At 63.9% G+C, this 17,957-nt stretch carries 12 protein-coding genes; 2 read left to right on the top strand and 10 right to left on the bottom strand.

Annotated elements, in window-relative coordinates; translation table 11 throughout:
* Nucleotides 1-2: 2 nt before the first annotated feature.
* Both AC0L2V_RS00445 and AC0L2V_RS00440 read right to left on the bottom strand, forming a co-directional pair.
* Nucleotides 3-3,398: a transglutaminase family protein gene (locus AC0L2V_RS00445; protein ID WP_473519145.1), complete on the bottom strand. Its 3,396-nt coding sequence runs from the start codon at nucleotides 3,396-3,398 to the stop codon at nucleotides 3-5.
* A gap of 123 nt (nucleotides 3,399-3,521) precedes the next feature.
* Nucleotides 3,522-4,727, bottom strand: coding sequence for an acyl-CoA dehydrogenase (locus AC0L2V_RS00440; protein WP_023798013.1), 1,206 nt, complete (start codon nucleotides 4,725-4,727; stop codon nucleotides 3,522-3,524).
* Between the two features lie 185 nt (nucleotides 4,728-4,912).
* Here AC0L2V_RS00440 and AC0L2V_RS00435 point away from each other — a divergent pair, with 185 nt between their 5' ends.
* Nucleotides 4,913-5,809 (top strand): LysR family transcriptional regulator, encoded by an 897-nt coding sequence (locus AC0L2V_RS00435; protein ID WP_473519144.1) that lies wholly within the window; start codon nucleotides 4,913-4,915, stop codon nucleotides 5,807-5,809.
* Here AC0L2V_RS00435 and AC0L2V_RS00430 read toward each other — a convergent pair whose 3' ends face one another.
* The 8 genes from AC0L2V_RS00430 to AC0L2V_RS00395 form a co-directional block, all read right to left on the bottom strand.
* Nucleotides 5,810-8,116: a Tex family protein gene (locus AC0L2V_RS00430; protein ID WP_473519143.1), complete on the bottom strand. Its 2,307-nt coding sequence runs from the start codon at nucleotides 8,114-8,116 to the stop codon at nucleotides 5,810-5,812.
* A 233-nt stretch (nucleotides 8,117-8,349) separates the two neighbouring features.
* Nucleotides 8,350-9,531: a serine hydrolase domain-containing protein gene (locus tag AC0L2V_RS00425; RefSeq protein WP_473519142.1), complete on the bottom strand. Its 1,182-nt coding sequence runs from the start codon at nucleotides 9,529-9,531 to the stop codon at nucleotides 8,350-8,352.
* Nucleotides 9,528-10,733, bottom strand: coding sequence for a serine hydrolase domain-containing protein (locus tag AC0L2V_RS00420; RefSeq protein WP_473519141.1), 1,206 nt, complete (start codon nucleotides 10,731-10,733; stop codon nucleotides 9,528-9,530). Before AC0L2V_RS00420 ends, AC0L2V_RS00425 begins: the two co-directional genes overlap by 4 nt.
* 237 nt (nucleotides 10,734-10,970) lie before the next feature.
* Complete coding sequence (locus tag AC0L2V_RS00415) at nucleotides 10,971-12,005, bottom strand: ABC transporter substrate-binding protein (RefSeq protein ID WP_091594805.1); 1,035 nt, start codon at nucleotides 12,003-12,005, stop codon at nucleotides 10,971-10,973.
* Nucleotides 12,006-12,034: 29 nt separating this feature from the next.
* Nucleotides 12,035-12,838 (bottom strand): ABC transporter permease, encoded by an 804-nt coding sequence (locus AC0L2V_RS00410; protein ID WP_473519140.1) that lies wholly within the window; start codon nucleotides 12,836-12,838, stop codon nucleotides 12,035-12,037.
* The gene (locus tag AC0L2V_RS00405; RefSeq protein ID WP_091594809.1) at nucleotides 12,831-13,751 is read right to left on the bottom strand and encodes an ABC transporter permease; all 921 of its coding nucleotides are present in this window, start codon (nucleotides 13,749-13,751) and stop codon (nucleotides 12,831-12,833) included. The genes AC0L2V_RS00410 and AC0L2V_RS00405 overlap by 8 nt, the downstream gene beginning before the upstream one ends.
* The gene (locus tag AC0L2V_RS00400; protein ID WP_287240468.1) at nucleotides 13,751-14,845 is read right to left on the bottom strand and encodes an ABC transporter ATP-binding protein; all 1,095 of its coding nucleotides are present in this window, start codon (nucleotides 14,843-14,845) and stop codon (nucleotides 13,751-13,753) included. The genes AC0L2V_RS00405 and AC0L2V_RS00400 overlap by 1 nt, the downstream gene beginning before the upstream one ends.
* A 144-nt stretch (nucleotides 14,846-14,989) precedes the next feature.
* Complete coding sequence (locus AC0L2V_RS00395; RefSeq protein ID WP_473519139.1) at nucleotides 14,990-16,657, bottom strand: amidohydrolase; 1,668 nt, start codon at nucleotides 16,655-16,657, stop codon at nucleotides 14,990-14,992.
* A gap of 169 nt (nucleotides 16,658-16,826) precedes the next feature.
* Between AC0L2V_RS00395 and AC0L2V_RS00390 the strand changes: the two genes are divergently transcribed.
* The gene (locus AC0L2V_RS00390) at nucleotides 16,827-17,858 is read left to right on the top strand and encodes a histone deacetylase family protein (protein WP_473519138.1); all 1,032 of its coding nucleotides are present in this window, start codon (nucleotides 16,827-16,829) and stop codon (nucleotides 17,856-17,858) included.
* Nucleotides 17,859-17,957 lie beyond the last annotated feature (99 nt).

The following is a 17,957-nucleotide window of genomic DNA, read 5'->3' as shown; positions in this document are numbered from 1 at the left end:
GATCAGAGTCTTGCAGGCCGCCGCAGGTCAAGGGTCATCGGGAAATCCTCAGAGGCTTGTTCGTCGCGCAGCACGTAGGCGGACGGCGTATGGCCGCGCGGCTCGAAGCGGGCGAGCCGCCGCGCCTCCGCTTCGTTGCCGTTGACCGGGAAAGTGTCGTAGCTGCGCCCGCCGGGATGCGCGACATGGTAGACGCAGCCGCCGATGGCCCGGCCCGACCAGCGATCGTAGATGTCGAAGACCAGCGGCGTGTTGACCGGCAGTGCTGGATGTAGGCCAGATGACGGCTGCCAGGCCTTGAAGCGGACGCCGGCCACCGCGATCTCTCTGGTGTCGGTCACCTTCATCGGCACGATACGGCCGTTGCAGACGACCGCATGACGCTCCGGATTGAGCCCTTCGGTCTTCACCTGCAGCCGCTCGACCGAGGAATCGACGAAGCGCACGGTGCCGCCGATCGCGCCCTGCTCGCCCATGACATGCCACGGCTCCAGCGCCTGCCGCAGTTCCAGCTTGATGCCGGCATGCTGGACCTCGCCGCAGAACGGGAAGCGGAATTCAAGCTGCGCGTCGAACCATTCGGGACGGAACTCGAAGCCGTTCAGCTTGAGGTCGTCCAGCACGTCGAGAAAGTCAGCCCAGACATAGTGCGGCAGCATGAAGCGGTCATGCAGCGACGTGCCCCAGCGCACGAAGCGGCCATCGAGCGGGTTCTTCCAGGCGCGGGCGATAATGGCGCGCACCAGCAATTGCTGCGCCAGGCTCATGCGCGCATTGGGCGGCATCTCGAAGCCGCGGAACTCGACCAGCCCCAGCCGGCCGGTCGGGCCGTCGGGCGAAAACAGCTTGTCGATGCAGATTTCCGAACGGTGGGTGTTCCCCGTCACGTCGGTCAACAGGTTACGGAACAGCCGGTCGACCAGCCACGGCAACGGGGCGCTGCCACTGTCCGGATGCGGCACCTGCGCCATGGCGATCTCAAGCTCGTACAGCGAATCGTGGCGCGCCTCGTCGAAACGCGGCGCCTGGCTGGTCGGGCCGATGAACAGGCCTGAGAACAGATAGGACAGCGACGGACGGCGCTGCCATTGCAGGACCAGGCTCTTCAGCAAATCGGGGCGGCGCAGGAACGGACTGTCGTTGGGTGTCGCGCCGCCGACGACGACATGGTTGCCGCCGCCGGTGCCGGTATGACGGCCGTCGATCATGAACTTGTCGGCGCCGAGCCGCGTCTGCCGCGCCTCCTCGTAGATCGCTGTGGTCGTCGCCACGCAGTCCTGCCAGTTTGCAGCCGGATGGATGTTCACCTCGATGACGCCGGGATCCGGAGCCACGCGGATGACGTTGAGGCGCGGATCGTGCGGCGGGCCATAGCCCTCGATATGCACCGGCAGGCCGATAACCTTTGCCGCATTCTCGGCCGCCGCGACCAGTTCGAGATAGTCCTCCAGCGCCTCGACCGGCGGCATGAACACACAAAGCCGTCCGTCGCGCGGCTCGACCGACAGCGCGGTGCGTACCGCGCCACCGATCTCGGTAATCTCCTGTTCGACACGGTCCTGCTGGCCGGTCGCTGCGGTGAAGGACGCCGCCTGCTGCCGGCGCGCCATTTCGTCAGCGCCTTCAAGTTCGGCCGGTGCAGCCTCCGGCAAAGGAGCGGCTTCAGGCAAAATAGCCTCGCGCGCCGGCAATGGTCCGCGCGGCAGCGAAGGATCGACCGGCACGATGTAGGGGAACTGCGCCGGCGGCACATGGGGAAGCGTGCCGAGCGGCAGGCGGTAGCCGACCGGTGAATCGCCCGGCACCAGGAACAGCCTGCCGCGCCGCGTCTTCCACTTCTCCGAACGCCAGCGCGGTCCCGACGCCTGGCTGTTCCAGCGCTGGACAGGCAGTACATAGCCCGACGGCTTGGTCAGGCCGCGTTCGAACACCCGCGCCATGCGGCTGCGCTCCTCGGGGTCGTCCAGCTTCGAATTGGACGGATCGACATTCTCCGGCAGCTTGCCTTCCTTGAGCAGCCACTCAGCCGGGTCCTCATAGGCTTCGCTGACCATTGACTTGTCGATGCCGAGTTCATCGGCAATCGCCGTCAGCAGGCTTTCAGCCTGCTTCGGCCCAACATCTGCTTCGCCTGCTTCATCTGCTTCGCTGTTCTCCCGCGCGATCAGCGACGGGTCGCTCCACACCGGCTCGCCGTCGGCGCGCCAGTACAGCGAGAAGGTCCAGCGCGGCAGGCTTTCGCCCGGATACCACTTGCCCTGCCCGTAGTGCAGGAAGCCGCCGGGCGCGAAACGCTCACGCAGCCGGCGGATCAGCGCATCGGCCTTTTCGCGTTTTGTCGGGCCGACGGCGGCGGTGTTCCACTCCTCCGCCTCGAAATCATCGATCGACACGAAGGTCGGCTCGCCACCCATGGTCAGCCGCACGTCCCCGGCTTCGAGTGCGGCGTCGACCTGCCTGCCCAATGCGTCAAGCGCCTGCCAGCTTTCGTCGGAGAATGGCTTGGTGATGCGGGGGTGCTCGGCGATGCGGTCGACCCGCATGTCGAAGCCGAACTCGACATTGGCGAAGCTCGCCATGCCGGAAATAGGCGCGGCGTTGCGGAAATGCGGCGTGGCCGCCAGCGGCACATGGCTTTCGCCGGTGAGCAGGCCGGAGGTCGGGTCGAAGCCGATCCAGCCGGCCCCCGGCAGATAGACCTCGCACCAGGCATGAAGATCGGTGAAGTCGATCGCCGTGCCGGGCGGTCCGTCAAGCGCGACGAGGTCGGGCTTCAGCTGGATCAGGTAGCCGGAAACGAAGCGCGCGGCGATGCCGAGGTTCCTCAGGATCTGCACCAGCAGCCAACTCGTATCGCGGCACGAGCCTTTCTTGGCGGCCAGCGTTTCCTCCGGCGAAAAAACGCCGGTTTCCATGCGCACGATATAGGCGACCTCGCGCTGCAGCCGCGCATTGAGGTCGACGACGAAATTGACGGTGTTGGTTGGGTGGCGATCGATGGTTTGCAGGAACGCCGACAGCAGTGGTCCAGCCGGTTCCGGCGTCCGGTAGATGGCGAGATCGGCGCTGATCTCTTCCGGGTATTCGAACGGAAAGATCTCGGCCGCCGGCTCGACGAAGAAATCGAACGGATTGTAGACCGTCATGTCGGCGACGAGGTCGACCTCGATCTTCAGTTCCGTCACCGGTTCCGGAAACACGAAGCGCGCCAGGAAATTGCCGTAGGGATCCTGCTGCAGATTGACGAAGTGGTTCGCCGGCCCGACCTTCAACGAATGGCTGAGCACCTTGGTGCGGGAATGCGGCGCCGGCTGCAGCCTGATGACCTGCGGGCCGAGGACGACCGGCCGGTCATATTTGTAATGGGTCAGGTGGTAGACGGCTGCCAGAATTGCCATGGGACCCCGAAAGTCGGCGTTTCAAACGAACTCGCCGAACCCTGACACAAATGCTGGCCATTCTCCAAGCAGAGATGTTGCGGTGCAACTAATTTAAGCAGCGTTGCTGGCCTCGGGGCCGGCTTAGAAAAACGCCTGCAATCCGGTCTGCGCTCGTCCGAGGATCAGCGCATGCACGTCATGCGTGCCCTCATAGGTGTTGACCGTTTCCAGGTTCTGCGCATGGCGCATCACGTGGTAGCCGATCTGGATGCCGTTGCCGCCATGCATGTCGCGGGCCTGGCGGGCGATGTCGAGCGCCTTGCCGCAATTGTTGCGCTTGACGATCGAGATCATCTCGGGCGCCATCTTGCCCTCATCCATTAGCCGCCCGACCCGCAAGCTGCCCTGCAGCCCCAGCGCGATCTCGGTTTGCATATCGGCGAGCTTCTTCTGGAACAGCTGCGTGCCGGCCAGCGGCTTGCCGAACTGCTTGCGGTCGAGGCCATATTGGCGGGCCCGGTGCCAGCAATCTTCCGCCGCGCCCATCGCCCCCCAGGAAATGCCGTAGCGCGCCCGGTTGAGGCAGCCGAAAGGCCCCTTCAGGCCCGACACGTCAGGCAGCAGCGCGTCCTCACCGACCTCGACGCCTTCCATCACCACTTCGCCGGTGATCGACGCGCGGAGACTGAGTTTGCCGTCGATCTTTGGCGCCGACAGCCCCTTCATGCCTTTTTCCAGCACGAAGCCGCGAATCTCGCCGTCATGCGCGCCCCCACTCTTGTCGGACAACTTTGCCCAGACGACGAACACGTCGGCGATCGGCGCGTTCGATATCCACATTTTCGAGCCCGAGATCCTGTAGCCGTTCGCCGTCTTCTCGGCCCGCGTCTTCATGCCGCCAGGGTCGGAACCGGCATCCGGCTCGGTCAGCCCGAAGCAGCCGATCCATTCGCCTGACGCCAGCTTCGGCAGGTATTTTTTGCGCTGCGCCTCCGAGCCATAGGCATGGATCGGATACATCACCAGCGACGACTGCACGCTCATCATCGAGCGATAGCCAGAATCGATGCGCTCGACTTCGCGCGCCACCAGGCCATAGGTGACGTAGTTGGCGCCGAGCCCGCCATATTCTTCCGGAATGGTGATGCCGAGCAGACCCGCTTCGCCCATCTCGCGAAAGATCCCGGCATCTGTCTTTTCCTCGAGATAGGCTTCCTCGATCCTGGGGGCGAGCTTGTCGGCGGCGAATGCCGCTGCGCCATCGCGCACCATCCGCTCGTCTTCCGACAGCTGGTCCTCGATCAGGAAAGGATCATCCCAGACGAATGCGTTCTTGTCGGCGGCCATGGCCTCGGTCTCCCAACTCTTGCATGTCGCCCAAAAGCTTGCCCTCGGGCCTGACCCGAAGGTGTCCGGCGGTTTGGGATAACGACATGCACAAACAACAACATGAATTGGGCGGCTTATCGGCTTCCGGTTCGAAAAAATCAAACGAAATTGCTTCGCCAACCAATGAGCGTTAGTAATGAATCATGAACGTGCAGCGCCGCCTTTTGCCTGGTATCAGCGCCCTTGCCGCCTTCGAGGCGGTGGCTCGGCTGGGCAGCTTCACCGCCGCCGCAAGGGAGCTCGATCTGACCCAGGGCGCCGTTAGCCGCCAGATCAGACTTTTGGAGGACCAGTTCGGCCGCCAGCTGTTCGAACGCGACAGCCGCAATGTCAGGCTGTCGACGGCCGGTGAGATCTATGCCGAAGCCGTGCGCGCCGCCTTGGGTCAATTGCGCGACGCAGCGCTTGGATTGATGAGCAATCGGCATAGTGGTATCTTGAACCTTGCGATCCTGCCGACCTTCGGCACACGCTGGCTGATGCCGCTCATCCCGGATTTCGTCGAAAACAACCCTGACATCACCATCAATTTCGTCACCCGCATCGGCCGCTTCGACTTCGCCCGCGAGAGGCTCGACGCCGCCATCCATTACGGCCTGCCCGACTGGCCCGATGCCGACTCGACGCTGCTGGTGCGCGAGACGGTGTTGCCAGTTGTCTCGCCCGAATTTCTGGCCGGCCGCGCCATTGCCACGCCTGCCGATATCGGCCGCCTGCCACTGCTGCATATGGCGACGCGGCCCGGCGCATGGACCGAGTGGTTCGAGCATCAGGGTTTGAGCGCACCGACCGGGCCCGGCATGCAGTTCGAGCAATTCGGCACCGCCGCCCAGGCCTGCATGGCCGGGCTCGGCGTGGCGCTGCTGCCGCAGGTCCTCATCTCAGGCGAATTGCAACGGGGCCAGTTGGTGCCGGCGCCGGGCCGGCCGATGCAGAGCCGCAGCGCCTATTACCTCGTCGTGCCGCATGACAAGCGCGGCCATCCGCCGGTCGCCAGTTTTCGCGACTGGCTGCTACGCCATGTGCCGCCGGAGAAGTAGCTACTTACGCTTCAACGCATCGGCCAATGCGGCGCCGAACGCGCCTTGTTGCACCGGCCTTTCCGCCTGACGCAGCGGCGCCGGCGCTCGCGGCGCCGGTCTGTTGCCATTGTCGCGCGGCTTCGGTGTGCCGCCGTCACCATCCCTGCGCATCGACAGGCCGATGCGCTTGCGCTTGATGTCAATGTCGACGACGCGCACCTTGACCACGTCGCCGGCTTTCACCACCTCATGAGCATCCTTGACGAAACGGTCGGCCAGTTGCGAGACATGCACCAGGCCGTCCTGGTGCACGCCGATATCGACGAAGGCGCCGAACGCGGCGACATTGGTGACAGTGCCTTCCAGCAGCATGCCTGGCTTCAAATCCTTGATGTCGTCGACGCCGTCGGCGAAGGTCGCGGTCTTGAAGCCGGGGCGCGGATCGCGGCCGGGCTTTTCCAGTTCCGCCAGGATATCGCGCACCGTCGGCAGGCCGAACCGCTCATCGACGAAGACACGCGGATCGAGCGCCTTGAGAGCGGCACTGTCGCCCATCAGCGAGCGGAGGTCGCGTCCGCAGGCGGCAACGATTTTTTTCGCCACGCCATAGGCTTCCGGATGCACGGCCGAGGCATCGAGCGGTTCGGTGCCGTTGGCAATGCGCAGGAAGCCGGCGCATTGCTCGAAGGCCCGGGGTCCAAGGCGCGAGACCTTCAACAGGTCACGGCGGCTGGCGAAGGGACCCGCCGCGTCACGGTGCGCAATGATCGCCTCGGCCAGCGATGCGCCAAGACCCGAAACCCGCGCCAGAAGCGGCGCCGAGGCGGTGTTGAGGTCGACGCCGACGGCATTGACCGCGTCCTCGACCACCGCTTCCAGCGAGCGGCCGAGCCGGTACTGGTCGACGTCGTGCTGGTATTGGCCGACGCCGATCGACTTCGGCTCGATCTTGACCAGTTCGGCCAGCGGATCCTGCAGCCGCCGCGCGATCGACACCGCGCCGCGCAGTGACACGTCGAGGCCGGGGAATTCCGCCGCTGCTGTTGCCGAGGCGGAATAGACCGAGGCGCCCGCCTCGCTGACGATCACCTTGAGCGGCTTCGGCCCAGAATCCGACGGCATGTCCGACAGCATGTCGGTCACCAGCCTTTCCGTCTCGCGGCTGCCGGTGCCGTTGCCGATGGAAATCAACTCGACCTTGTGCAGGCGGATGAGTTTTGCCAGTTCGGCCTGCGTGCCGCGTACGTCATTCCTTGGCGGAAACGGATAGACCGTCGTCGTCGCCAGCAGCTTGCCGGTGCCGTCCACCACCGCCACCTTGACGCCGGTGCGGATGCCGGGGTCGAGCCCCATCGTGGCGCGCGAGCCGGCCGGGGCAGCGAGCAGCAAGTCCTTCAGATTGCGGGCGAAGACATGGATCGCCTCCTCCTCGGCCCGCTCGCGCAGATCCCGCATCAAATCGAGCGTCAGATGCAGCGACAGCTTTACGCGCCAGGTCCAGCCCGCCACCTCCATCAGCCAGCGGTCGCCCGGCAACTGGCGGCCGATTGCGTAGGCATCGGCGATCATCCGCTCGACCGGCTTCACCGGCGACGCGTCGTCGGCATCGACTTCGATATCAAGCGACAGCACCTCTTCATTGCGGCCGCGCAGCATCGCCAGGGCGCGATGGCTCGGCACATTGGCCCAGCGCTCGACATGGTCGAAATAGTCGGAGAATTTCGCGCCGGCTTCCTGCTTGCCGTCGACGACGCGCGACCGCATGAAGGCGCGTTCCTTCATGTAGCTCCGCAGCCTGCCGACCAGATCGGCATTCTCGGCGAACTGCTCGGACAGGATGTCGCGCGCGCCCTCGAGCGCCGCCTTGGCGTCGGCCACCTCTTCAGTGATGTAGGCCAGCGCCAGTTCGCTGGGCGCCGCCGCGCGGTCGGCAAGGATGGCCTCGGCCAGCGGTCCCAGCCCACGCTCGCGCGCGATCTCGGCCTTGGTCCGGCGCTTCGGCTTGTAGGGCAGATAGATGTCTTCGAGTTCCGCCTTGGTGACGGCCGCCGCGATCTTGGTTTCAAGCTCTTCGGTCAGCTTGCCCTGCTCGCGGATGGAACCGAGAATGGTGTCGCGGCGCGCATCGAGCTCGCGCAGATAGGCTAGGCGCTCGGCCAGCAGGCGCAGCTGCGTGTCGTCCAGACCGCCGGTGACCTCCTTACGGTAGCGCGCCACGAACGGCACCGTCGCGCCTTCGTCCAGCAGTCCGATCGCCACCGCGGCCTGTTCGGGCCGCGCCGTGATCTCGGCTGCGATGATTGCTGCGATGCGCTCGGATGCCATGTCGTTCCTGCTGTCCAGTCGAAAAGAGCGGCGACCATAGGCGCAGAGCGTCGCCCCGCCAACCTCGCTCTTTTCGACCGATCAAGAGTTCCACAGGAAAGCACGTTGGAAATTCGCATGGCAGAATGCGCCCACGCCTGGATTTGCCCGTGCCCTTCAGACGTGCGCGCTGCCCTCATTGCCCTGCCGATGAGGGGCAGCGCTGACATTGCCAGTCGGATACGATTGCCCTGCTAGACCATCCGGCTCAGCGCATCGAAGAAGGTGACCATATCGACATCGAGCGGCTCGTCGACCGGCTCAGGCTGCGACGACATCTTGGCGATGGCGACCTCCGCCTTGGGATCGACGTAGAGCCACTGGCCGTGGATGCCGATACCGCAAAAAGCGCCGCTGGCCGCGCCGAGCTGGTACCATTTGTTGCGGTAGCGGCCTTGCGGGAAGAGGAACGCCATCGCGCCACGCTGCCAGGCGTCCGTGTCTCCGCCTGTGCTGACAGTGTCGCGCACCCAGGCTTCCGGCACGATGCGGCGGCCATGGGCGATGCCGCCCTGCCGCATCATCTCGCCGACCCGGGCCAGATCGCGCGGCGTCACCGAAATGCCGCCGGCCGTGCGCGCAGTGCCGGCCATATCGACTGTCACCGAGGCTTCGCTCATTGCATCAAGCGGCAGCCACAATTTCTCGTGCATCAACTCGGCGAAGCGCTGGCCGGACGCGCGTTCGAGCAGGATGCCGAGCAGGTCGGAATTGGGCGAGCGGTAGCGGAACGTCCGGCCATGCGGCTCGGCAAGGCGCTGCAGCGTCAGGATGAAGTCGGCCAGGCTTTCCATGCCGCCGCCCGGATTCCACAGCGTCGCGCGGCGATAGCGGGCAAAGGCGCTTTCCGGATCGAGATAGGCTTCTTCGAAGTCGAGGCTGACGCTCATGTCGAGCACATGCCGCACGCTGGCATCGCCATAAGCCGAGCCGGCAGCTTCCGGCAGATAGCGGGTCACCGGCGCCTGCGGGTCGAAAACTCCTTCGCCTTCCAATATGCCGGCCAGAATGGCGGTCAGCGACTTGCTGATCGAGAAGATGATGTGGCGCGCGCCGAACTCCATATGCGGTGCGAACCAGTCGCCGACGAATTTGCCGGCTTTCATGATCGTCAGCGCGTCGGTGTCGGAACGCGTGAGAAAGGCCACAACGGTCTCCGCGCCGCCGGTCAGCGCGACCTTTTCGTCAAGCAGCCCGTCAAGATCCTGTGCCGGCGCCTCACTGCCGCTTGACGCTGCAGCGACACGTGCGCTCGGCACCAACTCGCCGACATTCTGGAACGACCACCGGCTGAACGGGCTTTCGCGCCAGTTGCCGAGCAGCACCTTGTTGCGGGCAAAGCCATGTCTGGTCCCGAACGCGGTCTTGCCGGTCATGGCGTGTTCCTCAACGCGGCAGCGATCGCGTGGACGGCTTTCAGCGTCGCCACCGAAAAGGCGATGCTGGTGAAATCGGGGTAGCTCGAAAGCTTCACCACAACCATTCTCGTGTTCCAGTCGATATGGATCAGCTGCCCGAACACCCCCCGGCACATCAGCGCGCGCGAACGCGGGTCCTCGATCCAGAACTGGTTGCGGTAGCTGCCTTGCGGCAGGCTGGGATTGAAGTCCGGTCCATGCCTGCCGGTGCGCGTCGCCTCGATCCAGTCGGCCGGCACGACGCCGCCGCCATTGTCGAGGATCAACTGGCCGAAACGGCCATAGTCGCGCAGCGTGGCGTTGAAGCCGCCATCGGCGATGGCGTAGCCGGCGCTGTCGACGGTGAAGCAGGCGCTTTCATCCGCGCCGAGCTTTTGCCAGAGTTCTTCCGAAACCAGTTGCGCCAGCCGCTTGCCGGTCACCCGTTCCATGATGAAGGCGAGCACGTCAGTCTCTATCGAACGATATTCGAACGCAGCGCCATGCGGCCGGCTTTTCTTCTTGAGCCGCAGGATCAATTCGAACATATGCGATGGCCACTCGAAGGCCGGGTCGCTGTCCGGCGGCACCGGTTTCCAGCCGCTGGCGACATCGACCTGACCGATATCGGAATAGCGGTCGGTGTATTCCTCGGAAAAACGCACGCCGGACGTCATGTCGAGCACATGCTGCACGCTGGCGCCGGCCCAGCCGGTAGCTTCCAGCTCCGGCAGATAGGTCGTCACTGGCATGGCGGGATCGATCAGGCCGCGCCCGGCGAGTATGCCGAACACCGAGCCCGTGACCGGTTTGGCCATCGACTGCGACAAATGCAGCGTGCGCTCGGTCATGCCGTTGCAATAGCGCTCATAGGCGATCTTGCCATCCTTGAGCACGAGGAACCCATCCGTATAGGTTTCGTCCAGCAGCCCGGCCAGCGTCGTAGGCTTCCCCGTGCTGTCGCTCACCGGCAGCGCGTCGAGATCGACCTCGGTCCGCTCGAAGCGGCGGCGATGGCCATTGCCGCGCCAGACTTCGACGGTCGGCAGAATTTCGCGGATGTGCTGGAATGCCCAGCGATTCCAAGGTCCCCTATCCCAGTCGAGCTTCGGCGGCACCATCTTGGGCGGCGACCCCTGCATGATCGGCGGCCGCGGATCGGAGTTGCGGTAAGACTGCATGAAAATTTCCCTGCCGCCGCATGCCGCTCTTCGGTTCACTTGGATGAGGAGCGGTCTGCACAGCGGACGAAAAGCCCCCGAATGGGCCTTTCGAGTGACGAACGCCCGACGCCATGGCGAAGGGCAGTGCCGGCAGGCCAGGTGAGGGGCGGCGCGAACGCTGCGAATTCAGCGCTACCCCTCATCCGGCCCTTGACCCGCCTTCTTCCCGCTCGCGCGGAAAAAGGCGGAGTGCCGCTATTTCTGAACGTCCGTCCAGATGCGCGTGTAGAGTTGCTGCACATCGGGCGAGCAAGGGGTGAGGAACTCGCCCGCTTTCTCCAGTTCTGGCGGTACCACCAGTTCGGGCGCATCCTTCATGTCGGCTGGCATGAATGTCTTCGAGCCCTTGATGCCATTGGCATATTTGGCGAAGGCGGAGATCATGGCGGCGTTCTCGGGATCCATGATGAAGTTCATGAACAGCTTGGCGTTGTCGACATTCTTGGCATCCTTGAGGATGGCAACACTGTCCATGAAAAAGGGGAAGCCCTCCTTCGGGTAGCCGAACTTGATGTCGGGGTTCTTGATGCGCGAGCGCATGATGGCGCCGTTCCAGTAGTAGACGGCCGAATAGTCGCCGGCCGGTAGCTTCTCGGTCACGCTATAATCCATGGCCAGCCACTTCGGCTTGGCCTCCACCAGCTTGTCGCGCACTTTCTTGAGCAGTTCCTTGTCGTCCGTGCACCAGTCGCCGCCCAGATACTTGATGGTGGCGAACAGCACGTCGTTCATTTCCGGCGCGACATTGATCTTGCCAACCAGTTCCTTCGGCGGATCGAGAAAGATGGCCGAGGTGTTGATGTCGCCGTCATAGACCTTTGTGTTGACGCCGATACCGGTCACGCCCCACTGCCACGGAACCGTATAATGACGGCCCGGATCCCAGGGAACGTTCACCCAGCGCTCGTCGACATTCTTGAAGTTCTCCATCTGGTCGGGCCGGGCCTCAAGCAGAAGCCCTTCCTTCACCCAGATCGGCACGTAGTTGGCCGACGGCACCACAATGTCGAAGCCATGACCACCGGCGCGTACCTTTGCTAGCGCGGTGTCGTTGGAGTCGTAGTCGGTGATCGTCACCTTGACCTTATAGGTATCCTCGAACTTCTTGATCATCTCGGGGCTGGTGTAGTCGCCCCAATTAAAGATGTTGAGTTCGCCTTCCGCATACGCGCTGCCCGCAAAGGCAAACATTGCGAATACCGCCGTGGCAGCCGTGGTCTTCCATTTCATTGCTATTCTCCCGTTTTGGCAATCGTTGGTCATGGCTTGCGCCGATTGACGAAGTAGAACGCGGTTACGAGCACCACCGACAGCGCCAGGAATACCGTGGCGATCGCATTGATTTCCGGGCTCGTTTCGCGCCGCAACTGGCCGAGCATGTAGGTGGGCAGCGTATCCTGGCCGCCGGACTTGACGAATTCGGTGATGACCACATCGTCGAGCGAAATGACGAAGGCGAGCATGAAGCCCGCGATGATGGCCGGCCTCAAGAGCGGCAGCGTCACGAAACGGAAGACTTTCCAGGGCGTGGCGTATAGGTCAGCGGCTGCGCGCTCCAGCGTCAGGTCCATGCTCTCCAGCCGCGCCCGGATCGGCAAGTAAGCGAACGGGATGCAGAAGGCGGTGTGCGCGGCGATCAGGTAACCGAGTCCTGAGTAACCGGTCCAGACCTTGATGCGCGAGAACACGATCAGGAGCGCGACGCCGGTGACTATCTCCGGCACCATCAGCGGCTGGTTGATGAAGGCGTATTTGAAGGTAAGGCCGGGATAGGGCCGCGTGCGGGTCGTGGCCAGCGCAGCCATGGTGGCGGCGATCGTCGACAGCGCGGCGGCCGAGACCGCCAGCACGAGCGAGCGGACGGAGGCGTCCTGCACGGCCGAATTGTGCCAGGCCGAAAAAAACCAGCGCAGTGAGACGCCGTCCCAGCGCGAAAGCGAATCCGCCGTGTTGAACGAATAGGTGACGAGCGCCGCGATCGGCAGATAGAGCGCGAAGAAGGTCAGAAGCGCCATGAACCCGAAGCCGGGTTGCGCCTGGATGTCGAACGGACGCTTAGCCATGGGCGCCCTGCGACCCGGATGCGTTGCGCACGTAGAACAGGAGCGCGATCATCACCAGCACCATGAGCGTAATTGAGATGGCCGCGCCAAGCGGCCAGTTACGGCCCGCGCCGAACTGCAGTTCGATCAGGTTGCCGAGCATCATGTTCTTGCCGCCGCCCAGCACCCGCGGAATGACATAGGCGCCAAGCGAGGGGATGAAGACCAGTATCGAGCCGGCTATGACGCCGGGCTTGATCAACGGGAAGATGATGCGGCGCAGAACCTGCCAGCGACCGGCGTAGAGGTCATATCCGGCCTCGACCAGCCGGAAGTCGAGCTTCTCCATCGAGGCGTAGATCGGCAGCACCATCAGAGGCAGGTAGATATAGATCATGCCGAACAAGATGGCGGCGTCGGTATTCATGATCTGCAGCGGTTGCTTGATGATGCCGAGCGCCATCAGCGCCGTGTTGACCAGCCCTTCGTTGCGGATCACCTGCTGCATGGCGAAGGTGCGGATCAGGAGATTCGTCCAGAACGGAATGGTGACGAGGAAAACCCAGACCTCGCGCGTCTTCGGCGGTCGCGTGGCGATGAAATAGGCTGTGGGGAAGCCGAAGAACAACGTCAGCACGGTGGTGTAGAACGACAGGCTTATCGAACGCCAGAAGATCGACAAATGCGCATCTGCGAAGGCCAGAGTGTCGTCGAAGATGTCACGCTGCATCAACACCGACAGCCAGCCGTCGGTAGAAAATTTCCACACCACGTCGCCATAGGGCCCCGGCGTCAGGAAGGAATAGATCACGACGATCAGCAGCGGTCCGCTCGCGGCGAGAAAGATGATGATCAGCGCCGGCGCCGACAGCAGCCAGCGATCGCGGATCTCTCGGCGCTCGGCCTCCTCAGCGACTTGTTCCGCGCTCGCCATCAGTCCCTCAGCACTTGCGCGGCGTCGTTGCCGATCGAGATGCCGACCTTGTCGCCCCGCTCGAAACCGCAGCCGGCGCTGCGCGTGTTCTGCTGGCGCACGGTGAAGCTCTCGCTGCTGTCCAGGCGAACATGGATGTGGGTGTCGGTGCCGAAATAGACGATGTTTTCGACCGTGCCCGACAGGTCGCCCTTGCCGCTGGTCAGCTTGGCATGTTCGGGCCTGACCACCACGGTGGCATTGTCCTTCGGCTGGAAGCCTTCAGCCACGGTGGCGTCGATGGTCGCGCCGGATTTGAGCGTTGCGCGAGCCTTGCCGTTGCCCATTCCTGATATGGCCGCCGTCAGGAAATTGGTTTCGCCGATAAAGTCGGCGACGAAACGCTCCGCCGGCTTGTCATAGATATCCCAGGGCGTGCCGACCTGCAGGATCTTGCCCGCCGACATCACCGCGATGCGGTCCGACATGGTCAGCGCTTCTTCCTGGTCGTGAGTGACGAAGATGAAGGTGATGCCGGTCTCGTGCTGCAGCCGCTTCAGCTCGATCTGCATCTCCTTGCGCAGCTTGAAGTCGAGCGCCGACAGCGGCTCGTCGAGCAGCAGCACTTTCGGCTGTGGCGCCAGTGCCCGCGCCAGCGCCACGCGCTGCTGCTGGCCGCCGGAAATCTGGCTGGTGCGGCGGTTGCTCAGCGCCTCCATCTTGACCAGCTTCAGCATCTCGGCGACGCGCGCCTTCACTTCGGCCTTGGGCTTGCCGAGCATTTCGAGGCCGAAGCCGATGTTCTCGGCCACCGTCATATGCGGGAACAGCGCATAGTTCTGGAACACGGTATTGACCGGCCGCTTGAACGGCGGCAGCGGCGCGATGTCCTGGCCATGCAGCAGGATCTCGCCGGCGCTGGGGAAATCGAAGCCGGCGATCAGCCGCAAAAGCGTCGTCTTCCCGCAGCCGGACGGACCAAGCAGCGTGAAGAATTCATTTTCGCGGATCGACACCGAAACCGTGTCGAGGGCGGCGACCTGTGACTCCCCGCTACCGAAGACCTTGCGGACGCCACGAACTTCAATTGCACTTTTACCCGGTTGTTCCGGCACGATTACCCCATTCTTGCGTCCGCTCTTCTGGCGGATCCAGTTCCCACTCGATTGTCAGCACACGGCGCATGGCTTGGCAAGCACACATCTGAATGTCGATCATACATCTGAACGTCGATTTAGGACGCAATTCCCGTGCCACCGTCAGGCCTGGTAGGTGATCTTGCCGCCGCAGATCGTCGTCACCGGCCGCACCGTATGCAGCGCTTCCGGCGCGGTCGCCTCGATGTCGTCTGAGAGCACCAACAGATCGGCCATAAAGCCTGGCTTCAGGCGGCCCTTGCGGTGCTCCATGAACTCGGCATAGGCGCCTTCCACCGTGTAGCCCGCTAGCGATTCATGCAACGAAAAGCTCTGGTCGGGATCGCTTTCTGCCCAAGGTTTGCGCAGCACCGCCGCCTGAATGCCCAGGATCGGATCGATCGGCGACACCGGCCAGTCGGAAGCGAAGACGACATGCGCGCCCGCCTGCTTCAGCGTCCGCCAGGCATAGCTCAGCGGCCATCTTTCGCGGCCGATGCGCGAAAGCGTCGGCTCCAGCGGGAAGTCCATGGCGCCGGGCGGGTGCGGCGGCTGCATCGAGGCGATGACGCCAAGCTCTGCGAAGCGCGGTATGTCGGCGGCAGTGACCACCTCGATATGCTCGACCCGGTGCCGGCTGTCGCGCCTGCCGTTCTTCCGCCGCGCCGCCTCATAACCATCGAGGACCGCGCGCACCGCGCCGTCGCCGATCGAATGCACGGCGACCTGCAGCCCGCGCCGGTCGGCCTCCACCGCCACCTCGGCGAGATGCTCCGGCGTAAACAGCGGCTCACCGCGCCAGCCCGGCCGGTCGGCATAGTCGTCGACCATCACCGCGGTCCAGCCTTCCAGCACGCCGTCGTAAAACATCTTGACCATGCCGGACGACAGCCATTCGCCCGCGTATCGCTCAGCCATATCAGAGGCTTTGTCGAGCATGTCGAGCGTCATGAAGTTCTTGTAGTGGAACGGCACCTGCACCCGGCACAGCAAGTCGCCCTCGGCCTCGATCTCGGACAGGAGTTCGAGCTGGTGCAAATTGCCGTCCATGTTCTGGATCGAGGTGATGCCGTGCCTGGCGCACCATTCCAGCCCGCGGCGCATGATCGCCCGGTCGGAGGCCTGCTCCGCCGGCGTCGGCTTCGGGTCCGGCTCGCCGCCGGTGGCCAGGCCGAGCCGCACACGCTCCTCGCCGGCCAGCGCGATCAGCGGCCCAAAGGCCTCGCCCTCGCGCAATTCGCCACCGGCCAACCCGTCGTCGCCCATGACGATCTCGTTGCCGGGACCAAGCCGCTTGCCTCCAAGCAGGCCGGCCAATTCCAGTGCCTTGGTGTTCGCCCACATTGTGTGGTGGTCGGGCGCCGCCATAACGAAGGGCCTGTCCGGAAGGATGCGGTCGAGGTGATGGCGGCTGACCCGTTCCGTCGCCGACAGGATGGTATAGTCGGCGCCTTGCGCCTGCAGGACGGATAGATCCGGCCGCTTTGCGGCATAGTTGCGCACAGCATCGCAAAGCGCATCGAAACCGTGGACGCCCATCAGTTGGAGATGATCGAGTTCGGCCGCGCCGCCGAAAAGATGCATATGCGCTTCGATGAAGCCGGGAACGACGGAGCCGCGCTCGGCGTCTATGACGCGCGTGCCGGATCCCTTGTGCTCCAGCACGGTCGCGCGATCTGCGATCGCAATGATTTCGCCGCCCTTGATCGCTATGGCTTCGGCGCGGGGAGTATCGGGATCCATCGTCAATATGCTGGCGTTCTCGACGATCAGATCGGCCGATGGCGGCATAATTTTCTCCCGTTTGGGCTAAGGCTAGCAGAGTATTGGCGTCTGGCAAGCCGCCGCTGCCACTCGCAACAACGATCCGGGAAAGCCTCTTGGCGGGGCTGAAACTCTCTGTCACAAAGCAATTCGTCAATGACGGATACGCAACCCGAAGAGCGAGCCGGCCGCCAAAATGAAGACTGTTTTCTCCCCTCTTCACGCCGGTCATGCCGGCAATTTCGAGCTCATTTCGGGCGCCATCGTACCGGCCTTCGAGAAGCCCTCGCGCGCCGAGTTCATCAAGGCGAGGGTTGAGAGCGAAAATCTCGGCCCGATCCTGCCATCCGAGACCCACGACCTCGCTGCCGCCAAGCAGGTGCATAGCAGCGACTACATCGATTTCCTGCCGACCGTATGGCCGCTCTGGGAAGCGTCGGGCCGGACCGGCTCGGCCCTCCCCTTCACCTGGCCGACGCGCGGCCTGCGCGGCGATGTGCGCCCGCAAACCATCGATGCGCTGCTTGGCTTTTACTCCTTCGACGGCGGCGCCAGCTTCGTCAAAGGCACCTGGGAGGCGATCAAGTCGTCCTATGACGTAGCGCTGACTGCAGCCGCTCTGGTCAAGGGCGGCGAGATATCAGCCTTCGCGCTCTGCCGCCCGCCCGGCCATCATGCCGGTGCTGGGTTCATGGGCGGCTATTGCTACATCAACAACGCCGCGGTTGCCGCGCAATGGTTCCGCGACCAGGGCGCCAGGCGCGTCTCGATCCTCGATGTCGACTACCATCACGGCAACGGCACGCAGGAGATCTTCTACAGCCGCGACGACGTGCAGGTGCTGAACCTGCATGGCGACCCGATGACCGAATATCCGTTCTTCCTGGGCCACGCCGACGAGCGCGGCACTGGGCCCGGCGAAGGCTTCAATGTCAACTACCCCATGCCGTTCGGCACCACATGGGATGCCTGGAATGCTTCGCTGGAGGACGCCTGCGCGAAACTTGCGGCTTACGCTCCCGATGTCGTTGTCGTCTCGCTTGGCGTCGACACGTTCGAGAAGGACCCGATCAGCAGGTTCAAGTTGAAAAGCGCCGACTATCCCAAGATTGGCCGTCGCATCGCCAAGCTCGGCCTGCCGACGCTGTTCGTCATGGAAGGCGGCTATGCCGTCGAGGAAATCGGCATCAACGCGGTCGGCGTGCTGACCGGATTCGAGGATCGGTAATGCATGTCGCCCAAAGGGCTGCCCCGGGCGTTCGACTCGAGAGCGCAGCGGTGATGGCAGCTACGCCCCTTGGCCGCCGATCGTCTGGAGCGCGCCACT

Source organism: Mesorhizobium sp. WSM4814 (assembly GCF_055811595.1).
Note: the sequence above shows the minus strand (reverse complement) of the source record. Positions and strands in the feature narration are given on the sequence as shown.

Excerpts from the sequence above, each read along its gene's own strand:
- AC0L2V_RS00445 (WP_473519145.1), bottom strand. The coding sequence starts at position 3,398 with ATGGCAATTCTGGCAGCCGTCTACCACCTGACCCATTACAAATATGAC.
- AC0L2V_RS00440 (WP_023798013.1), bottom strand. The coding sequence starts at position 4,727 with ATGGCCGCCGACAAGAACGCATTCGTCTGGGATGATCCTTTCCTGATC.
- AC0L2V_RS00435 (WP_473519144.1), top strand. The coding sequence starts at position 4,913 with ATGAACGTGCAGCGCCGCCTTTTGCCTGGTATCAGCGCCCTTGCCGCC.
- AC0L2V_RS00430 (WP_473519143.1), bottom strand. The coding sequence starts at position 8,116 with ATGGCATCCGAGCGCATCGCAGCAATCATCGCAGCCGAGATCACGGCG.
- AC0L2V_RS00425 (WP_473519142.1), bottom strand. The coding sequence starts at position 9,531 with ATGACCGGCAAGACCGCGTTCGGGACCAGACATGGCTTTGCCCGCAAC.
- AC0L2V_RS00420 (WP_473519141.1), bottom strand. The coding sequence starts at position 10,733 with ATGCAGTCTTACCGCAACTCCGATCCGCGGCCGCCGATCATGCAGGGG.
- AC0L2V_RS00415 (WP_091594805.1), bottom strand. The coding sequence starts at position 12,005 with ATGAAATGGAAGACCACGGCTGCCACGGCGGTATTCGCAATGTTTGCC.
- AC0L2V_RS00410 (WP_473519140.1), bottom strand. The coding sequence starts at position 12,838 with ATGGCTAAGCGTCCGTTCGACATCCAGGCGCAACCCGGCTTCGGGTTC.
- AC0L2V_RS00405 (WP_091594809.1), bottom strand. The coding sequence starts at position 13,751 with ATGGCGAGCGCGGAACAAGTCGCTGAGGAGGCCGAGCGCCGAGAGATC.
- AC0L2V_RS00395 (WP_473519139.1), bottom strand. The coding sequence starts at position 16,657 with ATGCCGCCATCGGCCGATCTGATCGTCGAGAACGCCAGCATATTGACG.
- AC0L2V_RS00390 (WP_473519138.1), top strand. The coding sequence starts at position 16,827 with ATGAAGACTGTTTTCTCCCCTCTTCACGCCGGTCATGCCGGCAATTTC.